General features: G+C 71.6%; 19 protein-coding genes. 16 read left to right on the top strand and 3 right to left on the bottom strand.

What is annotated here, in order from left to right; translation table 11 throughout:
- The first annotated feature begins 1 nt into the window (after position 1).
- The 3 genes from secF (at position 2) to ACFZCD_RS26825 (ending at position 4,370) form a co-directional block, all read left to right on the top strand.
- Positions 2-1,120 carry a protein translocase subunit SecF gene (secF, locus tag ACFZCD_RS26835; protein ID WP_391835153.1) on the top strand — a complete coding sequence of 373 codons (1,119 nt, stop codon included), beginning with the start codon at positions 2-4 and terminating at the stop codon, positions 1,118-1,120.
- Positions 1,117-1,683 carry an adenine phosphoribosyltransferase gene (locus ACFZCD_RS26830; RefSeq protein ID WP_391835151.1) on the top strand — a complete coding sequence of 189 codons (567 nt, stop codon included), beginning with the start codon at positions 1,117-1,119 and terminating at the stop codon, positions 1,681-1,683. The genes secF and ACFZCD_RS26830 overlap by 4 nt, the downstream gene beginning before the upstream one ends.
- Positions 1,684-1,853: 170 nt before the next feature.
- Positions 1,854-4,370, top strand: coding sequence for a RelA/SpoT family protein (locus ACFZCD_RS26825; protein ID WP_391835149.1), 2,517 nt, complete (start codon positions 1,854-1,856; stop codon positions 4,368-4,370).
- A gap of 60 nt (positions 4,371-4,430) precedes the next feature.
- On the opposite strand, the gene ACFZCD_RS26820 is transcribed toward ACFZCD_RS26825, so the two are convergent.
- Positions 4,431-5,660 carry a DUF349 domain-containing protein gene (locus ACFZCD_RS26820; RefSeq protein WP_391835147.1) on the bottom strand — a complete coding sequence of 410 codons (1,230 nt, stop codon included), beginning with the start codon at positions 5,658-5,660 and terminating at the stop codon, positions 4,431-4,433.
- 264 nt (positions 5,661-5,924) lie between these two features.
- Complete coding sequence (locus tag ACFZCD_RS26815; RefSeq protein ID WP_391835145.1) at positions 5,925-6,755, bottom strand: peptidylprolyl isomerase; 831 nt, start codon at positions 6,753-6,755, stop codon at positions 5,925-5,927.
- 186 nt (positions 6,756-6,941) lie between these two features.
- On the opposite strand from ACFZCD_RS26815, the gene ACFZCD_RS26810 reads away from it, so the two are divergent.
- The 4 genes from ACFZCD_RS26810 to ACFZCD_RS26795 all read left to right on the top strand — a co-directional run bounded on the left by ACFZCD_RS26810 (position 6,942) and on the right by ACFZCD_RS26795 (position 11,090).
- On the top strand, positions 6,942-7,664 hold the full coding sequence (locus ACFZCD_RS26810) for an MBL fold metallo-hydrolase (protein ID WP_391835143.1): 723 nt from the start codon (positions 6,942-6,944) through the stop codon (positions 7,662-7,664).
- 10 nt (positions 7,665-7,674) lie between these two features.
- Positions 7,675-8,937 (top strand): histidine--tRNA ligase, encoded by a 1,263-nt coding sequence (gene hisS, locus ACFZCD_RS26805; RefSeq protein WP_391835141.1) that lies wholly within the window; start codon positions 7,675-7,677, stop codon positions 8,935-8,937.
- A gap of 59 nt (positions 8,938-8,996) precedes the next feature.
- Positions 8,997-9,647, top strand: a complete 651-nt coding sequence (locus tag ACFZCD_RS26800) for a vitamin K epoxide reductase family protein (protein ID WP_391835139.1) — start codon at positions 8,997-8,999, stop codon at positions 9,645-9,647.
- An 84-nt stretch (positions 9,648-9,731) separates the two neighbouring features.
- Complete coding sequence (locus tag ACFZCD_RS26795) at positions 9,732-11,090, top strand: replication-associated recombination protein A (RefSeq protein ID WP_391835137.1); 1,359 nt, start codon at positions 9,732-9,734, stop codon at positions 11,088-11,090.
- A 15-nt stretch (positions 11,091-11,105) separates the two neighbouring features.
- Here ACFZCD_RS26795 and ACFZCD_RS26790 read toward each other — a convergent pair whose 3' ends face one another.
- Complete coding sequence (locus ACFZCD_RS26790; protein WP_391835633.1) at positions 11,106-11,819, bottom strand: DUF2470 domain-containing protein; 714 nt, start codon at positions 11,817-11,819, stop codon at positions 11,106-11,108.
- Between the two features lie 188 nt (positions 11,820-12,007).
- Here ACFZCD_RS26790 and rpsD point away from each other — a divergent pair, with 188 nt between their 5' ends.
- The 9 genes from rpsD to ACFZCD_RS26745 all read left to right on the top strand — a co-directional run bounded on the left by rpsD (position 12,008) and on the right by ACFZCD_RS26745 (position 21,409).
- Complete coding sequence (gene rpsD / locus ACFZCD_RS26785) at positions 12,008-12,622, top strand: 30S ribosomal protein S4 (RefSeq protein ID WP_058045279.1); 615 nt, start codon at positions 12,008-12,010, stop codon at positions 12,620-12,622.
- A 255-nt stretch (positions 12,623-12,877) separates the two neighbouring features.
- Positions 12,878-13,321: a DUF948 domain-containing protein gene (locus ACFZCD_RS26780; RefSeq protein ID WP_391835135.1), complete on the top strand. Its 444-nt coding sequence runs from the start codon at positions 12,878-12,880 to the stop codon at positions 13,319-13,321.
- Between the two features lie 8 nt (positions 13,322-13,329).
- The gene (locus ACFZCD_RS26775) at positions 13,330-13,659 is read left to right on the top strand and encodes a DUF6167 family protein (protein WP_391835133.1); all 330 of its coding nucleotides are present in this window, start codon (positions 13,330-13,332) and stop codon (positions 13,657-13,659) included.
- Positions 13,659-16,328: an alanine--tRNA ligase gene (alaS, locus tag ACFZCD_RS26770; RefSeq protein WP_391835131.1), complete on the top strand. Its 2,670-nt coding sequence runs from the start codon at positions 13,659-13,661 to the stop codon at positions 16,326-16,328. The genes ACFZCD_RS26775 and alaS overlap by 1 nt, the downstream gene beginning before the upstream one ends.
- Entirely contained in the window at positions 16,328-16,798 is a 471-nt protein-coding gene (gene ruvX, locus ACFZCD_RS26765; RefSeq protein ID WP_391835631.1) for a Holliday junction resolvase RuvX, read from the top strand. Before alaS ends, ruvX begins: the two co-directional genes overlap by 1 nt.
- Positions 16,799-16,930: 132 nt before the next feature.
- Positions 16,931-18,640: an endolytic transglycosylase MltG gene (gene mltG / locus ACFZCD_RS26760; RefSeq protein WP_391835129.1), complete on the top strand. Its 1,710-nt coding sequence runs from the start codon at positions 16,931-16,933 to the stop codon at positions 18,638-18,640.
- On the top strand, positions 18,637-19,467 hold the full coding sequence (locus ACFZCD_RS26755; RefSeq protein ID WP_391835127.1) for a shikimate dehydrogenase: 831 nt from the start codon (positions 18,637-18,639) through the stop codon (positions 19,465-19,467). Before mltG ends, ACFZCD_RS26755 begins: the two co-directional genes overlap by 4 nt.
- A 215-nt stretch (positions 19,468-19,682) precedes the next feature.
- A complete protein-coding gene (gene aroC, locus ACFZCD_RS26750; protein WP_391835125.1) occupies positions 19,683-20,867 on the top strand; it encodes a chorismate synthase in 1,185 nt (394 codons plus the stop codon).
- A complete protein-coding gene (locus ACFZCD_RS26745; protein ID WP_391835123.1) occupies positions 20,864-21,409 on the top strand; it encodes a shikimate kinase in 546 nt (181 codons plus the stop codon). Before aroC ends, ACFZCD_RS26745 begins: the two co-directional genes overlap by 4 nt.
- The last annotated feature ends 1 nt before the right edge of the window (position 21,410 follow it).

The raw sequence follows: 21,410 nt of genomic DNA, 5'->3' as shown, positions 1-21,410 counted from the left end.
GATGTCCAAGCTCGGCAATCTCGGCGCCCGGCTCTACCGCGGCGAGGTCGGCTACGACTTCGTGGGCAAGCGGAAGATCTGGTACGGCATCTCGATCCTCATCACCATCACGGCCATCGTCGGCCTGGGGGTGCGCGGCCTGAACATGGGCATCGAGTTCTCCGGCGGCGCGGTCTTCACCACGCCCAGCACCAAGGTCTCGGCCGAAGCCGGCCGGCTGACCGCGGAGGAGGCCTCCGGCCACACGGCGATCGCCCAGAAGCTCGGCAACGGCCCGCTGCGCATCCAGGTCAGCGACGTCACCACCGAGCAGTCGCGCGCCACCCAGGAAGCCCTGGCGAAGAAGCTCGGCGTCTCCACGGACAAGGTCAACACCGACATCGTCGGCCCGAGCTGGGGCGACCAGATCGCCAACAAGGCGTGGACCGGCCTCGGCATCTTCATGATCCTCGTGGTGATCTACCTCGCGATCGCCTTCGAGTGGCGCATGGCGCTCGCCGCCCTGGTCGCCCTGATCCACGACCTCACGATCACCGTCGGCGTCTACGCCCTGGTCGGCTTCGAGGTCACCCCGGGCACCGTGATCGGTCTGCTCACCATCCTCGGTTACTCCCTCTACGACACCGTCGTCGTCTTCGACGGCCTGAAGGAGAGCTCGAAGGACATCACGAAGCAGACCCGCTTCACGTACAGCGAGATCGCCAACCGCAGCCTCAACGGCACCCTGGTGCGGTCGATCAACACCACGGTGGTGGCGCTGCTGCCGGTCGCCGGCCTGCTGTTCATCGGCGGCGGCCTCCTCGGCGCGGGCATGCTCAACGACATCTCGCTCGCCCTGTTCGTCGGCCTCGCGGCCGGCGCCTACTCCTCGATCTTCATCGCCACCCCGCTGGTCGCCGACTTCAAGGAGCGCGACCCGCAGATGAAGGCCCTGGCCAAGCGGGTGCGCGCCAAGCGTGCCGCCGCGGCCGCGAAGGGCGAGTCGGGCGAGACCGGCGAGTCCGGGCCGCGCGACGCCGTCCCCGGCAGCACCGACGAGGACGCGGAGGACGCCGCGGCCGGTGTCGTCGCCCCCCGCTCCCGCGGCACCCGCGGCCGTACGCCGGGGAAGCGCCGATGAGCGCCACCGGAGTCGGCCCGGCCGACGAGAAGCTGCGCGACCTGCTGCTCACGCACATCCACGACGTACCCGACTACCCGAAGCCCGGCGTGATGTTCAAGGACATCACCCCGCTGCTCGCCGACGCCACGGCCTTCGCCGCCCTGACCGACGCCCTCGCGGAGCTGTGCAAGCGCCACGGCGCCACCAAGGTCGTCGGCCTGGAGGCCCGGGGCTTCATCCTCGGCGCCCCGGCCGCCGTCCGCGCGGGGCTCGGCTTCGTGCCCGTGCGCAAGGCCGGCAAGCTCCCCGGGGCCACGCTCACCCAGGCGTACGAGCTGGAGTACGGCACCGCGGAGATCGAGATGCACGCCGACGCCGTGGGCCCGGGCGACCGCGTCCTCGTTATCGACGACGTCCTGGCCACCGGCGGCACCGCCGAGGCCTCGCTCCGGCTGATCCGCAGGGCCGGCGCCGAGCCGGCCGGTGTCGTGGTCCTCATGGAGCTGGGCTTCCTGCCCGGCCGCGAGCGGCTGGCCGACGCCCTCGGCGGTGCGCCGCTGGAGGCGCTGATCACGGTCTGACCGGCCACGACGGCGCGGGCACGGCACGCGGGACGGCCCCCGGGGAAGACCCCGGGGGCCGTCCCGCGTTCTCCTGAGCACAGCCGGGTGCGCGGCAGCCCCGCCGCCCGGGTCGATACCATGGGAGTCCGGACCTGATCGGGGGGCCGGACCCCGCATGAGGAGTGCTCTTGCCAGACGAGGCCCAGCCGCTCACCGCCGCAACACCGGACAAGCCGTCTCCCGAGGCCGCGGCGGCCGCGGGCACGCCCAAGGGCCGCCCGCAGAGCGCGCCTGAGTCCACGCCCCGGCCGCCCGCCGGCCCGGAGGCGAACAGCGGGCCGAAGAGCCCCGTCCCGGCCGTCGCCGGTACGTCACCCGCCCGGCCCACGCCCCCGCCGAGCGCTCCCCGCCCCGGCTCCTCCAGCCGCGTCCGGGCCCGCCTCGCCCGCCTCGGCGTCCAGCGCTCCAGCCCGTACAACCCGGTCCTCGAACCGCTCCTGCGCATCGTCCGCGGCAACGACCCCAAGGCCGACGCCACGACCCTGCGCCAGATCGAGCGCGCCTACCAGGTCGCCGAGCGCTGGCACCGCGGCCAGAAGCGCAAGAGCGGCGATCCGTACATCACCCACCCCCTCGCGGTGACCACGATCCTCGCCGAGCTCGGCATGGACCCGGCCACGCTGATGGCGGGCCTCCTGCACGACACCGTCGAGGACACCGAGTACGGCCTGGACGACCTCCGCCGCGACTTCGGCGACCAGGTCGCCCTGCTCGTCGACGGCGTCACCAAGCTCGACCGGGTGCAGTTCGGCGAGGCCGCGCAGGCCGAGACCGTCCGCAAGATGGTCGTCGCCATGGCCAAGGACCCGCGCGTCCTGGTCATCAAGCTCGCCGACCGCCTGCACAACATGCGCACCATGCGCTACCTCAAGCGGGAGAAGCAGGAGAAGAAGGCCCGCGAGACGCTGGAGATCTACGCCCCGCTGGCGCACCGGCTGGGCATGAACACCATCAAGTGGGAGCTGGAGGACCTCGCCTTCGCGATCCTCTACCCCAAGATGTACGACGAGATCGTCCGTCTCGTCGCCGAGCGGGCCCCCAAGCGCGACGAGTACCTGGCGATCGTCACCGACGAGGTCCAGGCCGACCTGCGCGCCGCCCGCATCAAGGCCACCGTCACCGGCCGCCCGAAGCACTACTACAGCGTCTACCAGAAGATGATCGTGCGGGGCCGCGACTTCGCCGAGATCTACGACCTGGTGGGCATCCGCGTCCTCGTCGACACCGTCCGCGACTGCTACGCGGCGCTCGGCACCGTCCACGCCCGGTGGAACCCGGTCCCGGGGCGGTTCAAGGACTACATCGCGATGCCCAAGTTCAACATGTACCAGTCGCTGCACACGACGGTCATAGGCCCCAGCGGCAAGCCCGTCGAGCTGCAGATCCGCACGTTCGACATGCACCGCCGCGCCGAGTACGGCATCGCCGCGCACTGGAAGTACAAGCAGGAGGCCGTCGCGGGCGCCTCCAAGGTCCGCACGGACGTGCCGAAGAACGCCGGCAAGAACCAGGACACCGTCAATGACATGGCCTGGCTGCGGCAGCTGCTCGACTGGCAGAAGGAGACCGAGGACCCGGGCGAGTTCCTGGAGTCCCTGCGCTTCGACCTCTCGCGCAACGAGGTCTTCGTCTTCACCCCCAAGGGCGATGTCATAGCGCTCCCGGCCGGTGCCACCCCGGTCGACTTCGCCTACGCCGTGCACACCGAGGTCGGCCACCGCACGATAGGAGCCCGGGTCAACGGGCGGCTCGTGCCCCTGGAGTCCACCCTCGACAACGGCGATCTGGTGGAGGTCTTCACCTCCAAGGCGTCCGGCGCCGGCCCCTCCCGCGACTGGCTGGGCTTCGTCAAGTCCCCCCGCGCCCGCAACAAGATCCGTGCCTGGTTCTCCAAGGAGCGCCGCGACGAGGCCATCGAGCAGGGCAAGGACGCCATCGCGCGCGCCATGCGCAAGCAGAACCTGCCGATCCAGCGGATCCTCACCGGCGACTCCCTGGTCACCCTCGCGCACGAGATGCGCTACCCCGACATCTCCTCCCTCTACGCCGCCATCGGCGAGGGCCACGTCGCGGCGCAGGGCGTCGTGCAGAAGCTCGTGCAGGCCCTCGGCGGCGAGGACGCGGCGACCGAGGACATCGAGGAGACCACCCCGATCCGCGGCCGCTCCAAGCGCCGCTCCAGCGCCGACCCGGGCGTGATCGTCAAGGGTGTCGAGGACGTCTGGGTGAAGCTGGCCCGGTGCTGCACGCCGGTGCCGGGCGATCCCATCATCGGCTTCGTCACCCGGGGCAACGGCATCTCGGTGCACCGCGCCGACTGCGTCAACGTCGAGTCGCTCTCGCAGCAGCCCGAACGGATCATCGACGTGGAGTGGGCGCCCACCCAGTCCTCGGTCTTCCTGGTCGCCATCCAGGTCGAGGCGCTGGACCGCTCCCGGCTGCTGTCGGACGTCACGCGCGTCCTGTCCGACCAGCACGTCAACATCCTCTCCGCGGCCGTGCAGACGTCCCGGGACCGCGTCGCCACCTCGCGCTTCACCTTCGAGATGGGCGACCCGAAGCACCTGGGTCACGTCCTGAAGGCCGTGCGGGGCGTGGAGGGCGTCTACGACGTCTACCGCGTGACGTCGGCCCGCAGGCCGTAAGCGTCCCCATATGAGTAAGGGGCTCCGGCAATAGCCGGAGCCCCTTACTCATATGGCCGTTCAGCCGCCGAACTCCTCAAGCCCCTTCAGGGCCTGGTCCAGCAGGGCCCTGCGGCCCTCCAGCTCCTTGGCGAGCTTGTCGGCCTTGGCGTCGTTACCGGCGGCACGCGCCTTGTCGACCTGCTCCTGCAGCTTGTCGACCGCCGCCTGCAGCTGACCGGTCAGACCCGCCGCACGGGCCCGCGCCTCCGGGTTCGTCCGCCGCCACTCGGCCTCCTCGGCCTCCTGGATGGCCCGCTCCACCGCGTGCATCCGGCCCTCGATCTTCGGGCGGGCGTCGCGCGGGACGTGGCCGATGGCCTCCCAGCGCTCGTTGATCGAGCGGAACGCGGCACGGGCCGCCTTCAGGTCGGTGACGGGCAGCAGCTTCTCGGCCTCGACCGCGAGCTCCTCCTTGCGCGTCAGGTTGACCTGCTGCTCGGCGTCGCGCTCGGCGAACACCTCGCTGCGCGCCTGGAAGAAGACGTCCTGCGCACCGCGGAAGCGGCTCCACAGCTCGTCCTCCGCCTCGCGCTGCGCACGGCCGACGGCCTTCCAGTCGGCCATCAGCTCGCGGTAACGCGCCGCCGTCGGGCCCCAGTCGGTCGACCCGGAGAGCGCCTCGGCCTCGGCGACCAGCTTCTCCTTGGCCTTGCGGGCCTCCTCGCGCTGGGCGTCGAGGGAGGCGAAGTGCGCCTTGCGCCGCTTGGAGAACGCCGAGCGGGCGTGCGAGAAGCGGTGCCACAGCTCGTCGTCGGCCTTGCGGTCCAGCCGCGGCAGGCCCTTCCAGGTGTCGACCAGGGCGCGCAGCCGCTCCCCGGCGGCCCGCCACTGCTCGCTCGCCGCCAGCTCCTCGGCCTCGGCGACCAGCGCCTCCTTGGCCGTCCGCGCCTCGTCGGCCTGCTTGGCCTTGGCGGCCTTGCGCTCCTCGCGGCGCGCCTCGACCGTCGCGACGAGCTTGTCGAGCCGGGTCCGCAGCGCGTCGAGGTCACCGACGGCGTGGTGCTCGTCGACCTGCGTGCGCAGGTGGTCGATCGCGGCCATCGCGTCCTTGGCCGACAGGTCGGTGGTCTTGACCCGCTTCTCGAGGAGGCCGATCTCGACGACCAGGCCCTCGTACTTGCGCTCGAAGTAAGCGAGGGCCTCCTCGGGAGACCCGGCCTGCCACGATCCGACGACCTGCTCACCGTCGGCAGTACGCACGTACACGGTCCCCGTCTCGTCGACGCGGCCCCATGGGTCGCTGCTCACAGCGCCTCCTCCACATGATGCCGGGGCCGGCGTGCGGCCCTCGCGCATCGTCCACAGTTGTTCCGGGCAGGGCCGCGCCCTGGCCGGTCCGACGGCTTGATCACTGGCTTGATCATTCGGGTGCGGGCAGCCGCCGGATCAGGCACCCTACACAACGCCAACATAGGCGACCGGCGCCCTGGCTGTCCGTATCCCGCGCGACCGAAATTTCGCTGAGCGGGCAACAACCGGGCACCGGAAGCCTGATAGGGCTGCGAGCCGGTGTCAGGACTTGGCGACCGTCGCCTTGTCGACGACCACCGTCGCGTTCGGGGCTCCGTCACCGGCGCCGGTCGCCTCACCCGCGTCAGCGATCTTCTTGAGCGTCTTCATGCCCTCGGCGCCGATCGTGCCGAAGGGCGTGTAGGTCGGGGGCAGCGGGCTGTCCTGGTAGACGAGGAAGAACTGGCTGCCACCGGTGTGCGGCTGGCCGGTGTTGGCCATCGCCACCGTGCCCGCGGGGTAGACGTTCCCCTTGAGCTTCTCGTCCTTGAGGTTCTCGTCGGGCAGGGTGTAGCCGGGGCCGCCCTGGCCGGTGCCCTTCGGGTCGCCGCACTGCAGGACGTAGATGCCGCTGGTGGTCAGGCGGTGGCACTTGGTGTGGTCGAAGTAGCCCTCACCGGCCAGGAAGCCGAAGGAGTTGACCGTGTGCGGGGCGTTCGCGGCGTCGAGCTTGACGTCGATCGTGCCGCAGGTCGTCTTCAAGTCCATCGCGTACGACGCGGACTTGTCGATGCTCATGTCCGGCTCCGACTTCCACGTCTTCGTGGCGGGGGAGCCCGGGGCGGGCTTGGCGCACGGGTCGGGACCCTTGGACGGCGCCGTGGGCGCCTTCGAGGTGTCCGGGGCCGCGGCGTCGGTCGTGTCCTTCTTGTCGTCGCCGGACAGCGCACCCGTCGCGTACGCGGTCGCGCCGGCGGCCAGGACCACCGCGAGGCCGGCGGCGATCACCGCGTTCCGCCGGCGGGCCTTGCGCCGGGCCTCCTCGCGGCGCTGCTGCTGCCGCTCGAACTTCTCCCGGGCGAGCTGCCGCCGCCGCTGCTCGTTACTGACCACCGGGTCTACTCCTCATACCGACTTGTCCATGTCATGAGCCCTGTGTTGCTGGTGTGCCCGTACCGTATACGGGTTCGCGGCCGCGGAGGTGCCGCCGGTAGGCTCTTGTCCGCAGCCGGTGATCCCCGCGGGATGTCCCGGCCGCACCGCTGACGAAATTCTGCTGGTCGATCATTAAGGACGAATGTGCTGATTGCCGGGTTCCCCGCCGGGGCCTGGGGGACCAATTGCTACCTGGTCGCCCCGGCAGCGGGCGAGGAGTGCGTGATCATCGACCCGGGCCACCAGGCGGCCCCCGGGGTCGAGGAGGCGCTCAGGAAGCATCGGCTCAAGCCCGTCGCCGTCGTCCTCACCCACGGCCACATCGACCATGTCGCCTCGGTCGTCCCCGTGTGCGGCGCCCACGACGTCCCGGCCTGGATCCACCCCGCCGACCGCTACATGCTGAGCGACCCGGAGAAGGCCCTCGGCCGCTCCGTCGGGCAGCAGCTCATGGGCGAGCTGACCGTCGGCGAGCCGGACGACGTCAAGGAGCTGACCGACGGCTCGCGCCTCGACCTCGCGGGGATGGAGTTCACCGTCGCGCACGCGCCCGGCCATACCAAGGGGTCGGTGACCTTCAGGATGCCCGAGACCTCCGACATTCCGTCGGTGTTCTTCTCGGGCGACCTGCTGTTCGCCGGCTCCATCGGACGCACCGACCTGCCGGGCGGTGACCACGCCGAGATGCTCCGGTCGCTGGCACGCGTGTGCCTGCCCCTGGACGACTCGACCGTGGTCCTCTCCGGCCACGGCCCCCAGACCAGCATCGGCCGCGAGCGCGCCACCAACCCGTACCTGCGGGAAGTGGCGGACACGCTCGGCGGCTCCGGAGGCGGCCCTACCGCCGCTCCGCGAAGAGGAATGTGACGATTTTCCCGTGAGTACGTTCAAGGCCCCCAAGGGCACCTACGACCTCAAGCCCCCTACCTCCGCCGTCTACCTCGCGGTCCGCGAGGCCATCGCCGCCCCGCTCAAGCGGGCCGGCTACGGCTACGTCGAGACCCCCGGCTTCGAGCAGGTCGAGCTGTTCTCCCGCGGCGTCGGCGAGTCGACCGACATCGTGACCAAGGAGATGTACACCCTCACCACGCGCGGCGGCGACCAGCTCGCCCTGCGCCCCGAGGGCACCGCCTCCGTGCTGCGCGCGGCCCTGGAGGGCAACCTCCACAAGGACGGCAACCTGCCCGTCAAGCTCTGGTACTCCGGCTCGTACTACCGCTACGAGCGCCCGCAGAAGGGCCGCTACCGCCACTTCTCGCAGGTCGGCGCGGAGGCCATCGGCGCCGAGGACCCGGCGCTGGACGCCGAGCTGATCATCCTGGCGGTCGACGCGTACAAGTCGCTCGGCCTGCGGAACTTCCGCCTGCTGCTGAACTCGCTCGGCGACAAGGAGTGCCGCCCCGTCTACCGCGCGGCCCTGCAGGACTTCCTGCGCGGCCTGGAGCTGGACGAGGACACCCGCCGCCGCATCGAGATCAACCCGCTGCGCGTCCTGGACGACAAGCGCGAGGACGTCCAGAAGCAGCTCACCGGCGCCCCGCTCTTCCGCGACCACCTGTGCGAGGCCTGCAAGGCCTACCACGAGCAGGTGCGCGAGCTGCTGACCGCCGCGGGCGTCGAGTTCGAGGACGACCCCAAGCTGGTCCGCGGCCTCGACTACTACACCCGCACCACCTTCGAGTTCGTCCACGACGGCCTGGGCTCGCAGTCCGCGGTCGGCGGCGGCGGCCGCTACGACGGCCTGTCCGAGATGATCGGCGGCCCGGCGCTGCCGTCCGTCGGCTGGGCCCTCGGCGTGGACCGCACCGTCCTGGCCCTGGAGGCCGAGGGCATCGCGCTCGACCTGCCCGCGCCCACCGAGGTCTACGCCGTGCCGCTCGGCGAGGAGGCCCGCCGGGTCCTCTTCGGCCTGGTCACCGAGTTGCGCCGGAAGGGCGTCGCCACCGACTTCGCCTTCGGCGGCAAGGGCCTGAAGAACGCGATGAAGTCGGCCAACCGCTCCGGCGCCCGCTTCGCGGTCATCGCGGGCGAGCGCGACCTGGCCGAGGGCAACGTGCAGCTCAAGGACCTGGAGAGCGGCGAGCAGAAGGCCGTCGCCCTCGCCGATGTCGCGGGTGAAGTCCTGGCCAAGCAGGGCTGATTGCACGTCTCCTGGTGCAGAATGGGCGCCAAGGACCGACTGATGGGATCAACGGCGCTATGACCACTTCGGCACTCGACCGCTCCGACACCGACGGCGACGAGCGGGACGGCCCCGCGACGGGCGCCGTGGGCGGCAGCCGTGCCTTCGCGCTGCTGCTGGTGATCACCGGTGCGATGGGCGTGCTCGCCTCCTGGGTCATCACGCTCGACAAGTTCAAGCTGCTCGAAGACCCGAACTTCGTGCCGGGCTGCAGCCTGAACCCCATCGTGTCCTGCGGCAACATCATGAAGAGCGAGCAGGCCCACGCCTTCGGGTTCCCCAACCCGATGCTGGGGCTCGTCTGCTACGGCGCGATCATCGCGATCGGCCTGGCGCTGCTCTCCGGCGCCCGCTTCCCCCGGTGGTACTGGCTGGGCATGGAGGCCGGCTGCCTCTTCGGCGTCGGCTTCGTCACCTGGCTCCAGTACCAGTCGCTGTACGTCATCGGGTCGCTGTGCCTGTGGTGCTGCCTGGCCTGGGTCGCCACGATCTTCATGTTCTGCTACGTGACCGTGCAGAACATCCGGCACGGCTTCATCCCGCTTCCGCGCGGCCCGCGCCGCGCGGTGCTGGAGTTCCACTGGGTCGTGCCCGTGCTCTGGATCGGCGTCATCGGCATGCTGATCCTGACCCGGTGGTGGGACTTCTGGACGGGCGGCACCGCCTGATCCCCGCCGCGCATCTGGCTTGATCAAGGCCGCCGGACCCCGGGTCCGGCGGCCTTGTCAGTGCCGTGGCATAGGGTTTCGAACGTGGAGCCCGATCTGTTCACCGCCGCCGCAGAGGACCGCCAGGAGAAAGACCCGGCGAGCAGTCCCCTGGCCGTGCGCATGCGCCCCCGCACGCTCGACGAGGTCGTGGGGCAGGGGCACCTGCTCAAGCCCGGCAGCCCCCTGCGGAGGCTGGTGGGGGAGGGCAGCGGCGGCCCGGCCGGCCCCTCGTCGGTGATCCTCTGGGGCCCGCCCGGCATCGGCAAAACGACGCTCGCCTACGTCGTCAGCCAGGCCACCAACAAGCGCTTCGTGGAGCTGTCCGCGATCACCGCCGGGGTCAAGGAGGTGCGGGCCGTCATCGACGGCGCCCGCCGCGCGTCCGGGGGCTACGGCAAGGAGACGGTCCTCTTCCTGGACGAGATCCACCGCTTCAGCAAGGCCCAGCAGGACTCGCTGCTGCCCGCCGTGGAGAACCGCTGGGTCACGCTCATCGCGGCCACCACCGAGAACCCCTACTTCTCGATCATCTCGCCGCTGCTGTCCCGCTCCCTGCTGCTGACCCTGCAGGCCCTCACCGACGACGACCTGCGGGGCCTGCTGCACCGCGCCCTCACCGACGAGCGCGGGCTCGGCGGCGCCGTGACCCTCCCCGCGGACGCCGAGGCCCATCTGCTGCGGATCGCCGGCGGCGACGCCCGGCGGGCCCTCACCGCGCTGGAGGCGGGGGCCGGGTCGGCCATCGCCAAGGGCGAGGCCGAGATCACCCTGGAGACGCTGGAGGACGCGGTCGACCGGGCCGCGGTGAAGTACGACCGCGACGGCGACCAGCACTACGACGTGGCGAGCGCCCTGATCAAGTCGATCCGCGGCTCCGACGTCGACGCCACGCTGCACTACCTGGCCCGCATGATCGAGGCGGGCGAGGACCCGAGGTTCATCGCCCGGCGGCTGATGATCTCCGCGAGCGAGGACATCGGCCTGGCCGATCCGACGGCCCTGCAGACCGCGGTCGCCGGCGCCCAGGCCGTCGCCCTGATCGGCTTCCCCGAGGCGCGGATCACCCTCAGCCAGGTGGCGATCACACTGGCCCTGGCCCCGAAGTCCAATGCGGCCTACCTCGCGATCGACGCGGCCCTCGCCGACCTACGCGCCGGGCTGGCCGGGCCCGTGCCGCCGCATCTGCGGGACGGCCACTACAAGGGCGCGGAGAAGCTGGGGCACGCGCAGGGGTATGTGTATCCGCACGACGTGCCCGGCGGCATCGCGGCCCAGCAGTACGCCCCGGACACGGTCCGCGAGCGCCGCTACTACACGCCGACGCGGTACGGGGCGGAGGCTCGCTACGCGGACGTGGCGGAGCGGGTGCGCTCGCGTCTGCGCGGTGAGCAGGAGGGCTGACCGGGCCGGTCGCCGTCAATCCGAGGCCGCCTCGAACAGCGTGTGCATCGCCCGGCGCAGCCCGGCCACGTCCCGCACCGGCTCCGGGAACTCGAACCGCGCGTCGAAGGACCGGTCCGCCGGTGCCCCGCTGCCCGCACGGGTGAACCGCACCCGCAGCCCGAAGCGGTCCAGAGCCAGCGGCACCGCCCGGTCGCCCGCCCGGCGCACGTCCTCGGCCCGCTCGCCGACCAGCGAGTACAGCCCGCGCACCTGATCGCCGTGGCCCGCGTGCAGGTGCTGCAGCAGTTCGGTCTCGTGGGCGACCAGCGGGTCCGGGTGGGCCCGGGCGAAGTCCTCGGGCTCGACGTCCTCCGCGCCCCAGAGGTCGTCCACGCTCGCCTCCCCGACCTCCAGGCGCACCATCATGCGGCCGGGCTCGGTGACGCCGGGGACGCAGGTGACCCAGCCGGAGATCCAGGCCCGCCCGCGGATGCGGCTCGGCACGGAGACCGGTGCCACGTCGGTGAGCTCCAGGACGGCGGCCAGCTCGTCGTCCTGCGCGTGCGTGGCGGCGCGCACGACCGGGCTGTCGGCGGGGAAGACGAGGAAGATCTCGCCGTCGGGGCCGACGCTGCGCGCCTCGGGCATCAGCTGGTCGGGACGGGTGGCGGCGGCCCCGGGAACGAGCAGCACCGCGGAGCATGTACTCTGTACGAGAGTTCGTGTGCGCTCGGCTGCTGACGGCATCCGCGCGATTTCAAGTCCGCTGGGACGCGGCTGACCACGATCTGATCGGACCTCCGTCACGTCGACGCCATCGAGAGCGTCGCCTTTCGTGTTGTCGTCCGTGATGTGACTGGTGTTCCCCGGGCGAGACATGCGATCTCCTTGAGTAAGGTGAGCCTAACCTAACCTATATCGGAGGTCTGGAGAACGTGCCTAACCAGTCGCGTCCCAAGGTCAAGAAGTCTCGTGCGCTCGGCATTGCGCTGACCCCGAAGGCTGTCAAGTACTTCGAGGCCCGCCCCTACCCGCCGGGTGAGCACGGCCGTGGCCGCAAGCAGAACAGCGACTACAAGGTCCGTCTGCTCGAGAAGCAGCGTCTGCGCGCCCAGTACGACATCAGCGAGCGCCAGATGGTCCGCGCCTACGACCGCGCCCGCAAGGCCGAGGGCAAGACCGGCGAGGCCCTGGTGGTCGAGCTCGAGCGCCGCCTCGACGCCCTCGTCCTGCGTTCGGGCATCGCCCGCACCATCTACCAGGCCCGCCAGATGGTCGTCCACGGCCACATCGAGGTCAACGGTGGCAAGGTCGACAAGCCGTCCTTCCGCGTCGCCCCGAACGACGTCGTGATGGTCCGCGAGCGCAGCCGCAGCAAGCCGCTGTTCGAGACCGCCCGCGCCGGTGGCTTCGCCGCCGAGGGTGAGACCCCGCGCTACCTGCAGGTCAACCTGGGCGCCCTGGCCTTCCGCCTGGACCGCCTGCCCAACCGCAAGGAAGTTCCGGTCATCTGCGACGAGCAGCTCGTCGTCGAGTACTACGCCCGCTGATCCGGCGGGGGTGGCGCTTCGCACCTCCTTGTACGCACAGCCCGCTGTCTCCCCGGCCCCCGCGGCCGGCGGAGCGGCGGGCTGCCGCGTATCCGGAGCGCCGGGGGAGCGCCGGGCCGCAGGTCCCGCCGTACGCCGCGGGAAATGCGGTGCTGGCCGCGATGCCCGGCGCGATAAGGTCAGTACCTGCCCCCGGGAAACACCCGGGCAGGGACAAGACATAGCGACGAAGACCAGCTAGGGAGCGGGTGCAGCGTGTCCGGTGGAGAGGTGGCCGGGATCCTCGTGGCCGTCTTCTGGGCCATCCTGGTGTCGTTCATCGCCCTGGTGCTGGTGCGCCTCGCGCAGACGCTCAAGGCGGCCACCAAGCTGGTCGCCGACGTCACCGAGCAGGCCGTGCCCCTCCTCGCCGACGCCTCGGCGACCGTCCGGTCCGCGCACACCCAGCTCGCCCGCGTCGACTCGATCGCCGCTGACGTCCAGGAGGTCACGGCGAACGCCTCGGCGCTCTCCTCGACCGTCTCCTCCGCCTTCGGCGGCCCGCTGGTCAAGGTCGCCGCCTTCGGCTACGGCGTCCGGCGGGCGATGGGCCGCCGGGCCGTTTCCGAGCCGGAGGGCTCCGTCTTCGCCGGCAAGGCCGTCGGCAGCCCGCTGCCGTCCGCCCGCGCCGGCCGCCGCCGCACCCGTGGGAAGGGTTGACCCCAGGAATGTTCCGCCGCACCTTCTGGTTCACGACCGGTGTAGCAGCCGGTGTCTGGGCCACCACCAAGGTCAACCGGAAGCTCGCCAAGCTCACTCCGGAGAGCCTGGCCCTGCAGGCCGCGGACCGCGCGGTCATCGCGGGGCGCAAGGTCAAGCTCTTCGCGCTGGACGTCCGGGACGGGATGGCGCACCGGGAAGCGGCGCTCAAGGACGCGCTCGGCCTCACGGCGGCGCCGCCCGCCCCCGAGCGCCACGCGCTCCCCGGTCAGCGGCACCTCGTCGCGCTCGACCCGCACCACACCCACCATTCGCTCACCCGGAAAGAGGACCACTGATGGAGTCGGCTGAAATCCGCAGGCGCTGGCTGCGCTTCTTCGAGGAGCGTGGGCACACCGTCGTGCCGTCGGCGTCGCTCATCGCGGACGACCCGACCCTGCTGCTGGTCCCCGCGGGCATGGTCCCCTTCAAGCCGTACTTCCTCGGCGAGGTCAAGCCGCCCTTCACGCGCGCCACCAGCGTGCAGAAGTGCGTCCGCACGCCGGACATCGAGGAGGTCGGCAAGACCACCCGGCACGGCACGTTCTTCCAGATGTGCGGCAACTTCTCCTTCGGCGACTACTTCAAGGAAGGCGCCATCAAGCTCGCCTGGGAGCTGCTCACGACTCCCGTGGCGGACGGCGGCTTCGGCCTGGAGCCGGAGAAGCTCTGGATCACCGTCTACCTGGAGGACGACGAGGCCGAGCGCATCTGGCGCGACGTCGTCGGCGTGCCCGCCGAGCGGATCCAGCGCCTGGGCAAGAAGGACAACTACTGGTCCATGGGCGTGCCCGGCCCGTGCGGCCCGTGCTCCGAGATCAACTACGACCGCGGCCCCGAGTTCGGCGCCGAGGGCGGCCCGGCCGTCAACGACGAGCGCTACGTGGAGATCTGGAACCTGGTCTTCATGCAGTACGAGCGCGGTGCGGGTGACGGCAAGGAGGACTTCCCGATCCTCGGCGACCTGCCGTCGAAGAACATCGACACCGGTCTCGGCCTCGAGCGCCTCGCCATGATCCTGCAGGGCGTGCAGAACATGTACGAGACCGACACCCTGCGCGTCGTCATGGACAAGGCCACCGAGCTGACCGGCGTGCGCTACGGCGCCGCCCACGACACGGACGTCTCGCTGCGCGTGGTCGCCGACCACATGCGCACGTCCACGATGCTCATCGGCGACGGCGTCACCCCCGGCAACGAGGGCCGCGGCTACGTCCTGCGCCGCATCATGCGCCGCGCCATCCGCAACATGCGCCTGATGGGTGCCACCGGTCCCGTGGTGGCCGAGCTGCTCGACGTCGTCATCAAGACGATGGGCCAGCAGTACCCGGAGCTGGAGACCGACCGCAAGCGCATCGAGACGGTCGCCCTCGCCGAGGAGGCCGCCTTCCTCAAGACGCTCAAGGCCGGCACCAACATCCTCGACACCGCCGTCACGGAGACCAAGGCCGCCGGCGGCAAGGTCCTGGCCGGCGACAAGGCGTTCCTGCTCCACGACACCTGGGGCTTCCCGATCGACCTCACCCTGGAGATGGCCGCCGAGCAGGGCCTTTCCGTGGACGAGGACGGCTTCCGCCGCCTGATGAAGGAGCAGCGGGAGCGGGCCAAGGCCGACGCCAAGGCCAAGAAGACCGGCCACGCCGACCTGTCCGCCTACCGCGAGGTGGCCGACACCGCCGGCGAGACCGACTTCACCGGCTACACGCGCACCGAGAACGAGTCCACGATCGTCGGTCTCCTCGTCGACGGCCTGCCCTCGCCGGCCGCCACCGAGGGCGACGAGGTCGAGGTCGTCCTGGACCGCACCCCCTTCTACGCCGAGGGCGGCGGCCAGCTCGCCGACACCGGCCGCATCAAGCTCGACACCGGTGCCGTGATCGAGGTCCGCGACGTGCAGAAGCCCGTTCCGGGCGTGCACGTGCACAAGGGCGTCGTCCAGGTCGGCGAGGTCACCGTGGGCGCCTCCGCCTACGCCTCGATCGACGTCAAGCGCCGCCGGGCCATCGCCCGTGCCCACTCGGCCACGCACCTCACCCACCAGGCCCTGCGTGACGCGCTCGGCCCGACGGCCGCCCAGGCCGGCTCGGAGAACTCGCCGGGCCGCTTCCGCTTCGACTTCGGTTCGCCGACCGCCGTACCCGGCTCGGTCCTCACCGACGTCGAGCAGCGCATCAACGAGGTCCTCTCCCACGAGCTCGATGTCCACGCCGAGGTCATGAGCCTGGACGAGGCCAAGAAGTCCGGTGCGATCGCCGAGTTCGGCGAGAAGTACGGCGAGCGCGTACGCGTCGTGACCATCGGCGACTTCTCCAAGGAGCTGTGCGGCGGTACGCACGTCGCCAACACCGCCCAGCTGGGCCTGGTGAAGCTGCTGGGCGAGTCGTCCATCGGCTCGGGCGTGCGCCGTGTCGAGGCCCTCGTCGGTGCCGACGCCTACAACTTCCTGGCCAGGGAGCACACGGTCGTCGCCCAGCTCCAGGAGCTCGTCAAGGGCCGCCCGGAGGAGCTGCCGGAGAAGATCTCCGGCATGCTCGCCAAGCTCAAGGACGCCGAGAAGGAGATCGAGCGCTTCCGCGCCGAGAAGGTCCTGCAGGCCGCCGCGGGCCTGGCCGAGGGCGCCAAGGACGTGCACGGCACGGCCCTGGTCACCGGCCGCGTGCAGGACGGCACCGGCGCCGACGACCTGCGCAAGCTCGTCCTCGACGTGCGCAGCCGCATCGGCGGCGGCCGCCCGGCCGTCGTGGCCCTGTTCACGGTCGCCAACGGCCGCCCGCTGACGGTCATCGCCACCAACGAGGCCGCCCGCGAGCGCGGTCTCAAGGCCGGCGACCTGGTCCGTACGGCCGCCAAGACCCTCGGCGGCGGCGGTGGCGGCAAGCCGGACGTCGCCCAGGGCGGCGGCCAGAACCCCGAGGCCCTCGACGAGGCCATGGCCGCCGTCGAGCGCCTCGTGGCCGAGGCGGCCTGATCTCCGTGCGCCGAGGAAGACGCCTCTCCGTCGACGTCGGGGACGCCCGGATCGGGGTCGCCTCGTGCGACCCCGACGGGATCCTCGCCACCCCGGTGGAGACCGTGCCCGGCCGTGACATCCCCAAGGCCCACAAGCGGCTCGTGGAGATCGTCGCGGAATACGAGCCGATCGAGGTCGTCGTCGGCCTGCCCCGTTCCCTCAAGGGAGGGGAGGGGCCGGCCGCGGCCAAGGTCCGCACCTTCGCCAGGGAGATGGCCCGCCGCGTGGCGCCCGTGCCGGTGCGCCTCGTCGACGAGCGCATGACCACGGTGACGGCGACGCAGGGGCTGCGGGCCTCGGGCGTCAGCTCGAAGAAGGGGCGGTCCGTGGTCGACCAGGCGGCCGCGGTCGTCATCCTGCAGAACGCCCTGGAGACCGAGAAGGTCTCCGGAAGGCCTCCGGGCGAGACCGTCGAAGTGGTCATCTGATCGCAGTACGGTAACGTTCCGCGCTGAACACATGGCAGCCGTCCGGCCGTCGTCTCTGTCGACGGCCGGACGACTGGGAACCGCGCTCCTCGGAGCGCCCACCTGCTGCCGCTGCGCGGCTCTAGGGGATCGATGACTGAGTACGGCCGGGGCTCCGGCTCCCAACCGTGGCATCCTGACGACCCGCTGTACGGGGACCAGGGCTACAGCGGACAGCAGCAGCATCCGCAGCAGTCGCAGCAGCCTCAGTACGGTCAGCAGCAATACGGCTGGGACCCCGCGCAGGGCGGCGGGCCCGGTCCGTACGGCGGCCAGGGCGGCCACCCCGGGCACCCGGGCGACACGCAGGGCGGCCAGGGCGGCCAGTACGTGCAGCAGCCCGGCGACACCTACGGCGGCGGTCAGTCCGACTACTACGGCACGCCCGACGGCTACCAGCAGCAGCCTCAGCACCAGCAGTCGCATCAGCAGCCTCACGGCCAGCAGGGACACCAGCAGGGGCATCAGCAGGGCGGGCAGCCCCAGCAGCATCTCCAGCAGGACCAGCACGTGCCGCAGCAGCAGGCGTACCAGCCGCAGCAGGAGTGGTCCGAGCCGGACGACGAGAAGATCTCCCTCTTCGACGACCTGCCGCCCGCCACGCCCCGCCCCGGTGAGCGGGACGACGAGTCCGGTGCGGCCGGTGCGGCCGGCGACGAGGACGACGAGGACCACGAGGAGCCCTCCCGCGGCCGGGACCGGCGCGGCAAGTCCAAGAAGCCCAAGAAGAACAAGCGCCGCAGCGGCACCGCCTGTCTGGTGGTGGCCGTGGTCCTCATCGGCGCCGTGGGCGGTGGCGGCTACCTCGCTTACGACTACTGGCAGACCCATTTCGGCGCGGCGCCCGACTACGAGGGCCAGGGCAGCGGCCAGGTCCAGGTCGAGATCCCCAAGGGGGCCAGCCTGACGGAGATGGGCAAGGTCCTGCAGGAGGCCGGGGTCGTCAAGAGCGTCGGCGCCTTCACCAACGCCGCCGCCAAGAAGGCCATCCAGCCGGGCACGTACACCCTGCACAAGGAGATGTCCGGCGCGGCCGCGGTCGAGATGATGACCAACGCCGGCAACTTCCTGACGATCGGCGAGGGCCAGCGGGCCGGGCAGATCTACGCCGCGATCGACAAGAAGCTCGGGCTCGCCGAGGGCACCACCAAGGGCGCCGCCAAGAGCCAGGCGAAGAATCTCGGCCTGCCGGACTGGGCGAACACCGACCCGAACATCAAGGACCCGCTGGAGGGCTTCCTCTTCCCGTCGCAGTACAGCGCGGGCAAGGGCACCAAGCCCGAGGACATCCTCCGCCAGATGGTCACCCGGGCCAAGGACAACTACGGCAAGCAGGACCTGGAGGGCAAGGCCAAGGAGCTCGGCTTGAAGTCGCCGCTCCAGGTGATCACGGTGGCGAGCCTCGTCCAGGCCGAGGGCCGCTACAAGCACGACTTCGACAAGGTCTCGCGCGTCATCTACAACCGGCTCAAGCCGGACAACAAGGAGACGTACGGCCTCCTCGACTTCGACTCGACGGTCAACTACGCCAAGAACACCTCCACGCTGGACACCGGCGCCGTCAGCGACCTGCGGCAGTTCAAGGACCCGTACAACACGTACAAGATCAAGGGACTGCCCCCCGGGCCGATCAACAACCCCGGCCTGGAGGCCCTGAAGTCGGCGCTGGCCCCCACGCCCGGTCCTTGGTACTACTTCGTCTCGATCAACGAGAACGAGACATTGTTCGCGGTGACCAACGAGGAGCACAACAAGAACCGCGAGCGGTACAACAAGGAGCACAAGAAGGCGGCGGGACAGTGACGCGACGCCACCGCGCGGCGGTCCTCGGCTCCCCGATCGCCCACTCGCTCTCCCCGGTCCTGCACCGGGCGGCGTACGCGGAGCTGGGCCTGGGGGAGTGGACGTACGAGCGCTTCGAGGTCGGCGAGGCCGCGCTGCCCGCCTTCCTCGGCGGGCTGGACGACAGCTGGGCGGGGCTGTCCCTGACCATGCCGCTCAAGCGGGCGGTAATCCCGCTGCTGGACGGGGTCAGCGACACGGCCGCCGCCGTGGAGGCCGTCAACACCGTCGTGTTCACCGACGACGGCCGCCGTCTCGGCGACAACACCGACATCCCGGGCATCGCCGCGGCCCTGCGCGAGCGCGGCGTGACGCGGACCGCCTCCGCGGCCGTGCTCGGCGCGGGCGCCACCGCGTCCTCGGCCCTCGCCGCCCTCGCGGGGATCTGCACCGGCGAGGTCACCGTGTACGTCCGCAGCGAGGCCCGCGCCGCCGAGATGCGCGAGTGGGGCGAGCGGCTCGGCGTGCCCGTCCGCACCGAGGACTGGGCCCGGGCGGCCGGGGCCTTCGCCGCCCCGCTGGTCGTCGCCACCACGCCCGCCGGGGCCACCGACGCCCTCGCGGAGGCCGTCCCGGACCGCCCCGGCGCGCTCTTCGACGTCCTCTACGAGCCGTGGCCCACGCCCCTGGCCGCGGCCTGGGCCGCGCGCGGCGGCACGGTCCTCGGCGGCCTGGACCTCCTCGTCCACCAGGCGGTCCTCCAGGTCGAGCGGATGACCGGGTGCCCGGAGGCGCCGCTGGCCGCGATGCGCGCCGCTGGCGAGGCCGCCCTCATGGCCCGCGGCTGACCGGAATCGCCCGCGGCCGGCCGCTCTTCGGAGCCCCGGCTGACCTGAACCTGACAGAAATTGGCCGAGACCTGCCCACGACCTGACGCGGACCGTCCCGCAACGCGGACCGGAGAGCGGGACGCCCCGCCCGGCATGGGAGGATCGGAAGCGGCGGGCCGGGACCGCGTACCGGTCGCCGCACGATCCAAGGCGCGCGAGCAAGAGGAGTCCCGTTGAGCAGGTTGCGCTGGCTGACTGCCGGTGAGTCGCATGGTCCGGCACTCGTGGCGACGCTGGAGGGCCTGCCCGCCGGCGTGCCGGTCACCACGGACATGGTGGCGGACCACCTGGCCCGCCGGCGGCTCGGCTACGGCCGCGGCGCACGCATGAAGTTCGAGCGCGACGAGGTCACCTTCCTCGGCGGCGTGCGGCACGGCCTGACGATGGGCTCCCCGGTCGCGGTGATGGTGGGCAACACCGAGTGGCCCAAGTGGGAGAAGGTCATGTCGGCCGACCCCGTGGACCCGGCGGAGCTCGCCGAGCTGGCCCGCAACGCCCCGCTGACCCGCCCCCGCCCCGGCCACGCCGACCTGGCGGGCATGCAGAAGTACGGGATCGACGAGGCGCGCCCGATCCTGGAGCGCGCCTCCGCGCGCGAGACCGCGGCCCGCGTGGCGCTCGGCGCCGTCGCCCGCTCCTACCTGAAGGAGACGACGGGCATCGAGATCGTCTCCCACGTCATCGAGCTGGCCGCGGCCAAGGCCCCGCTCGGCGTCTACCCCAAGCCCTCGGACGTCGAGAAGCTCGACGCCGACCCGGTCCGCTGCCTGGACGAGGCCGCGAGCAAGGCGATGGTCGCCGAGATCGACCAGGCCCACAAGGACGGCGACACGCTCGGCGGCGTCGTCGAGGTCCTGGCCTACGGCGTTCCCGTCGGCCTGGGCTCGCACGTCCACTGGGACCGGCGCCTGGACGCCCGCCTGGCCGCCGCGCTGATGGGCATTCAGGCGATCAAGGGCGTCGAGGTCGGCGACGGCTTCGAGCTGGCCCGCGTGCCGGGCTCGCAGGCCCACGACGAGATCGTCTCCACCGAGGACGGCATCCGCCGCACCTCCGGCCGCTCCGGCGGCACCGAGGGCGGCCTGTCCACGGGCGAGCTGCTGCGCGTCCGCGCCGCGATGAAGCCGATCGCCACCGTCCCGCGCGCCCTGCGCACGGTCGATGTGGCCACCGGCGAGGCCGCCCAGGCCCACCACCAGCGCTCCGACGTCTGCGCGGTCCCGGCCGCCGGCATCGTCGCCGAGGCGATGGTCGCCCTGGTCCTGGCCGACGCGGTGGCGGAGAAGTTCGGCGGCGACAGCGTCGCCGAGACCCGCCGCAACGTCCGGGGCTACCTCGAGAACCTGGCCATCAAGTGACCACGCCCGTCGTCGTGCTGGTGGGCCCGCCGGGAGCCGGCAAGTCCACCATCGGCGCCCTGCTCGCGCAGCGGCTGGGCACCGGCTACCGCGACACCGACGCCGACATCGAGAAGACCGCCGGCAAGCCCATTCCGGAGATCTTCATCGACGAGGGCGAGCCGCACTTCCGGGAGCTGGAGCGGCAGGCCGTGCGCGCCGCCGTCGCCGGGCACCCCGGCGTGCTCTCGCTGGGCGGCGGCGCGATCATGGACGACGGGACCCGCGCCCTCCTCGCGGGGCTGCCGGTGGTCTTCCTCGACGTCGACCTGGCCGACGCCGTGCGGCGCGTCGGCCTCGACGCCCCGCGCCCGCTGCTCGCCGTCAACCCGCGGCAGCGCTGGCGCGAGCTGATGGAGGCCCGCCGCCCGCTCTACACGGAGGTCGCCCGGGCCACCGTCGCCACCGGCGGCCGCACGCCGGACGAGGTCGCCGACGCCGTGCTGGAGGCCCTGCACCTGGCGCCGGTGCCCGGAGACCGCACACAGGACACCACGCAGTGAG

The organism is Streptomyces sp. NPDC008001, assembly GCF_042958085.1.
Classification (GTDB): Bacteria; Actinomycetota; Actinomycetes; order Streptomycetales; family Streptomycetaceae; genus Streptomyces.
The sequence above is the reverse complement of the archived record's forward strand: the minus strand, read 5'-3'. Positions and strand labels throughout refer to the sequence as shown.

Bases quoted from the DNA above. Each gene is read 5' to 3' on its own strand.
- secF (WP_391835153.1), top strand. From the start codon at position 2: ATGTCCAAGCTCGGCAATCTCGGCGCCCGGCTCTACCGCGGCGAGGTC.
- ACFZCD_RS26830 (WP_391835151.1), top strand. From the start codon at position 1,117: ATGAGCGCCACCGGAGTCGGCCCGGCCGACGAGAAGCTGCGCGACCTG.
- ACFZCD_RS26800 (WP_391835139.1), top strand. From the start codon at position 8,997: ATGACCACTTCGGCACTCGACCGCTCCGACACCGACGGCGACGAGCGG.
- ACFZCD_RS26790 (WP_391835633.1), bottom strand. From the start codon at position 11,819: ATGCCGTCAGCAGCCGAGCGCACACGAACTCTCGTACAGAGTACATGC.
- ACFZCD_RS26775 (WP_391835133.1), top strand. From the start codon at position 13,330: ATGTTCCGCCGCACCTTCTGGTTCACGACCGGTGTAGCAGCCGGTGTC.
- alaS (WP_391835131.1), top strand. From the start codon at position 13,659: ATGGAGTCGGCTGAAATCCGCAGGCGCTGGCTGCGCTTCTTCGAGGAG.
- mltG (WP_391835129.1), top strand. From the start codon at position 16,931: ATGACTGAGTACGGCCGGGGCTCCGGCTCCCAACCGTGGCATCCTGAC.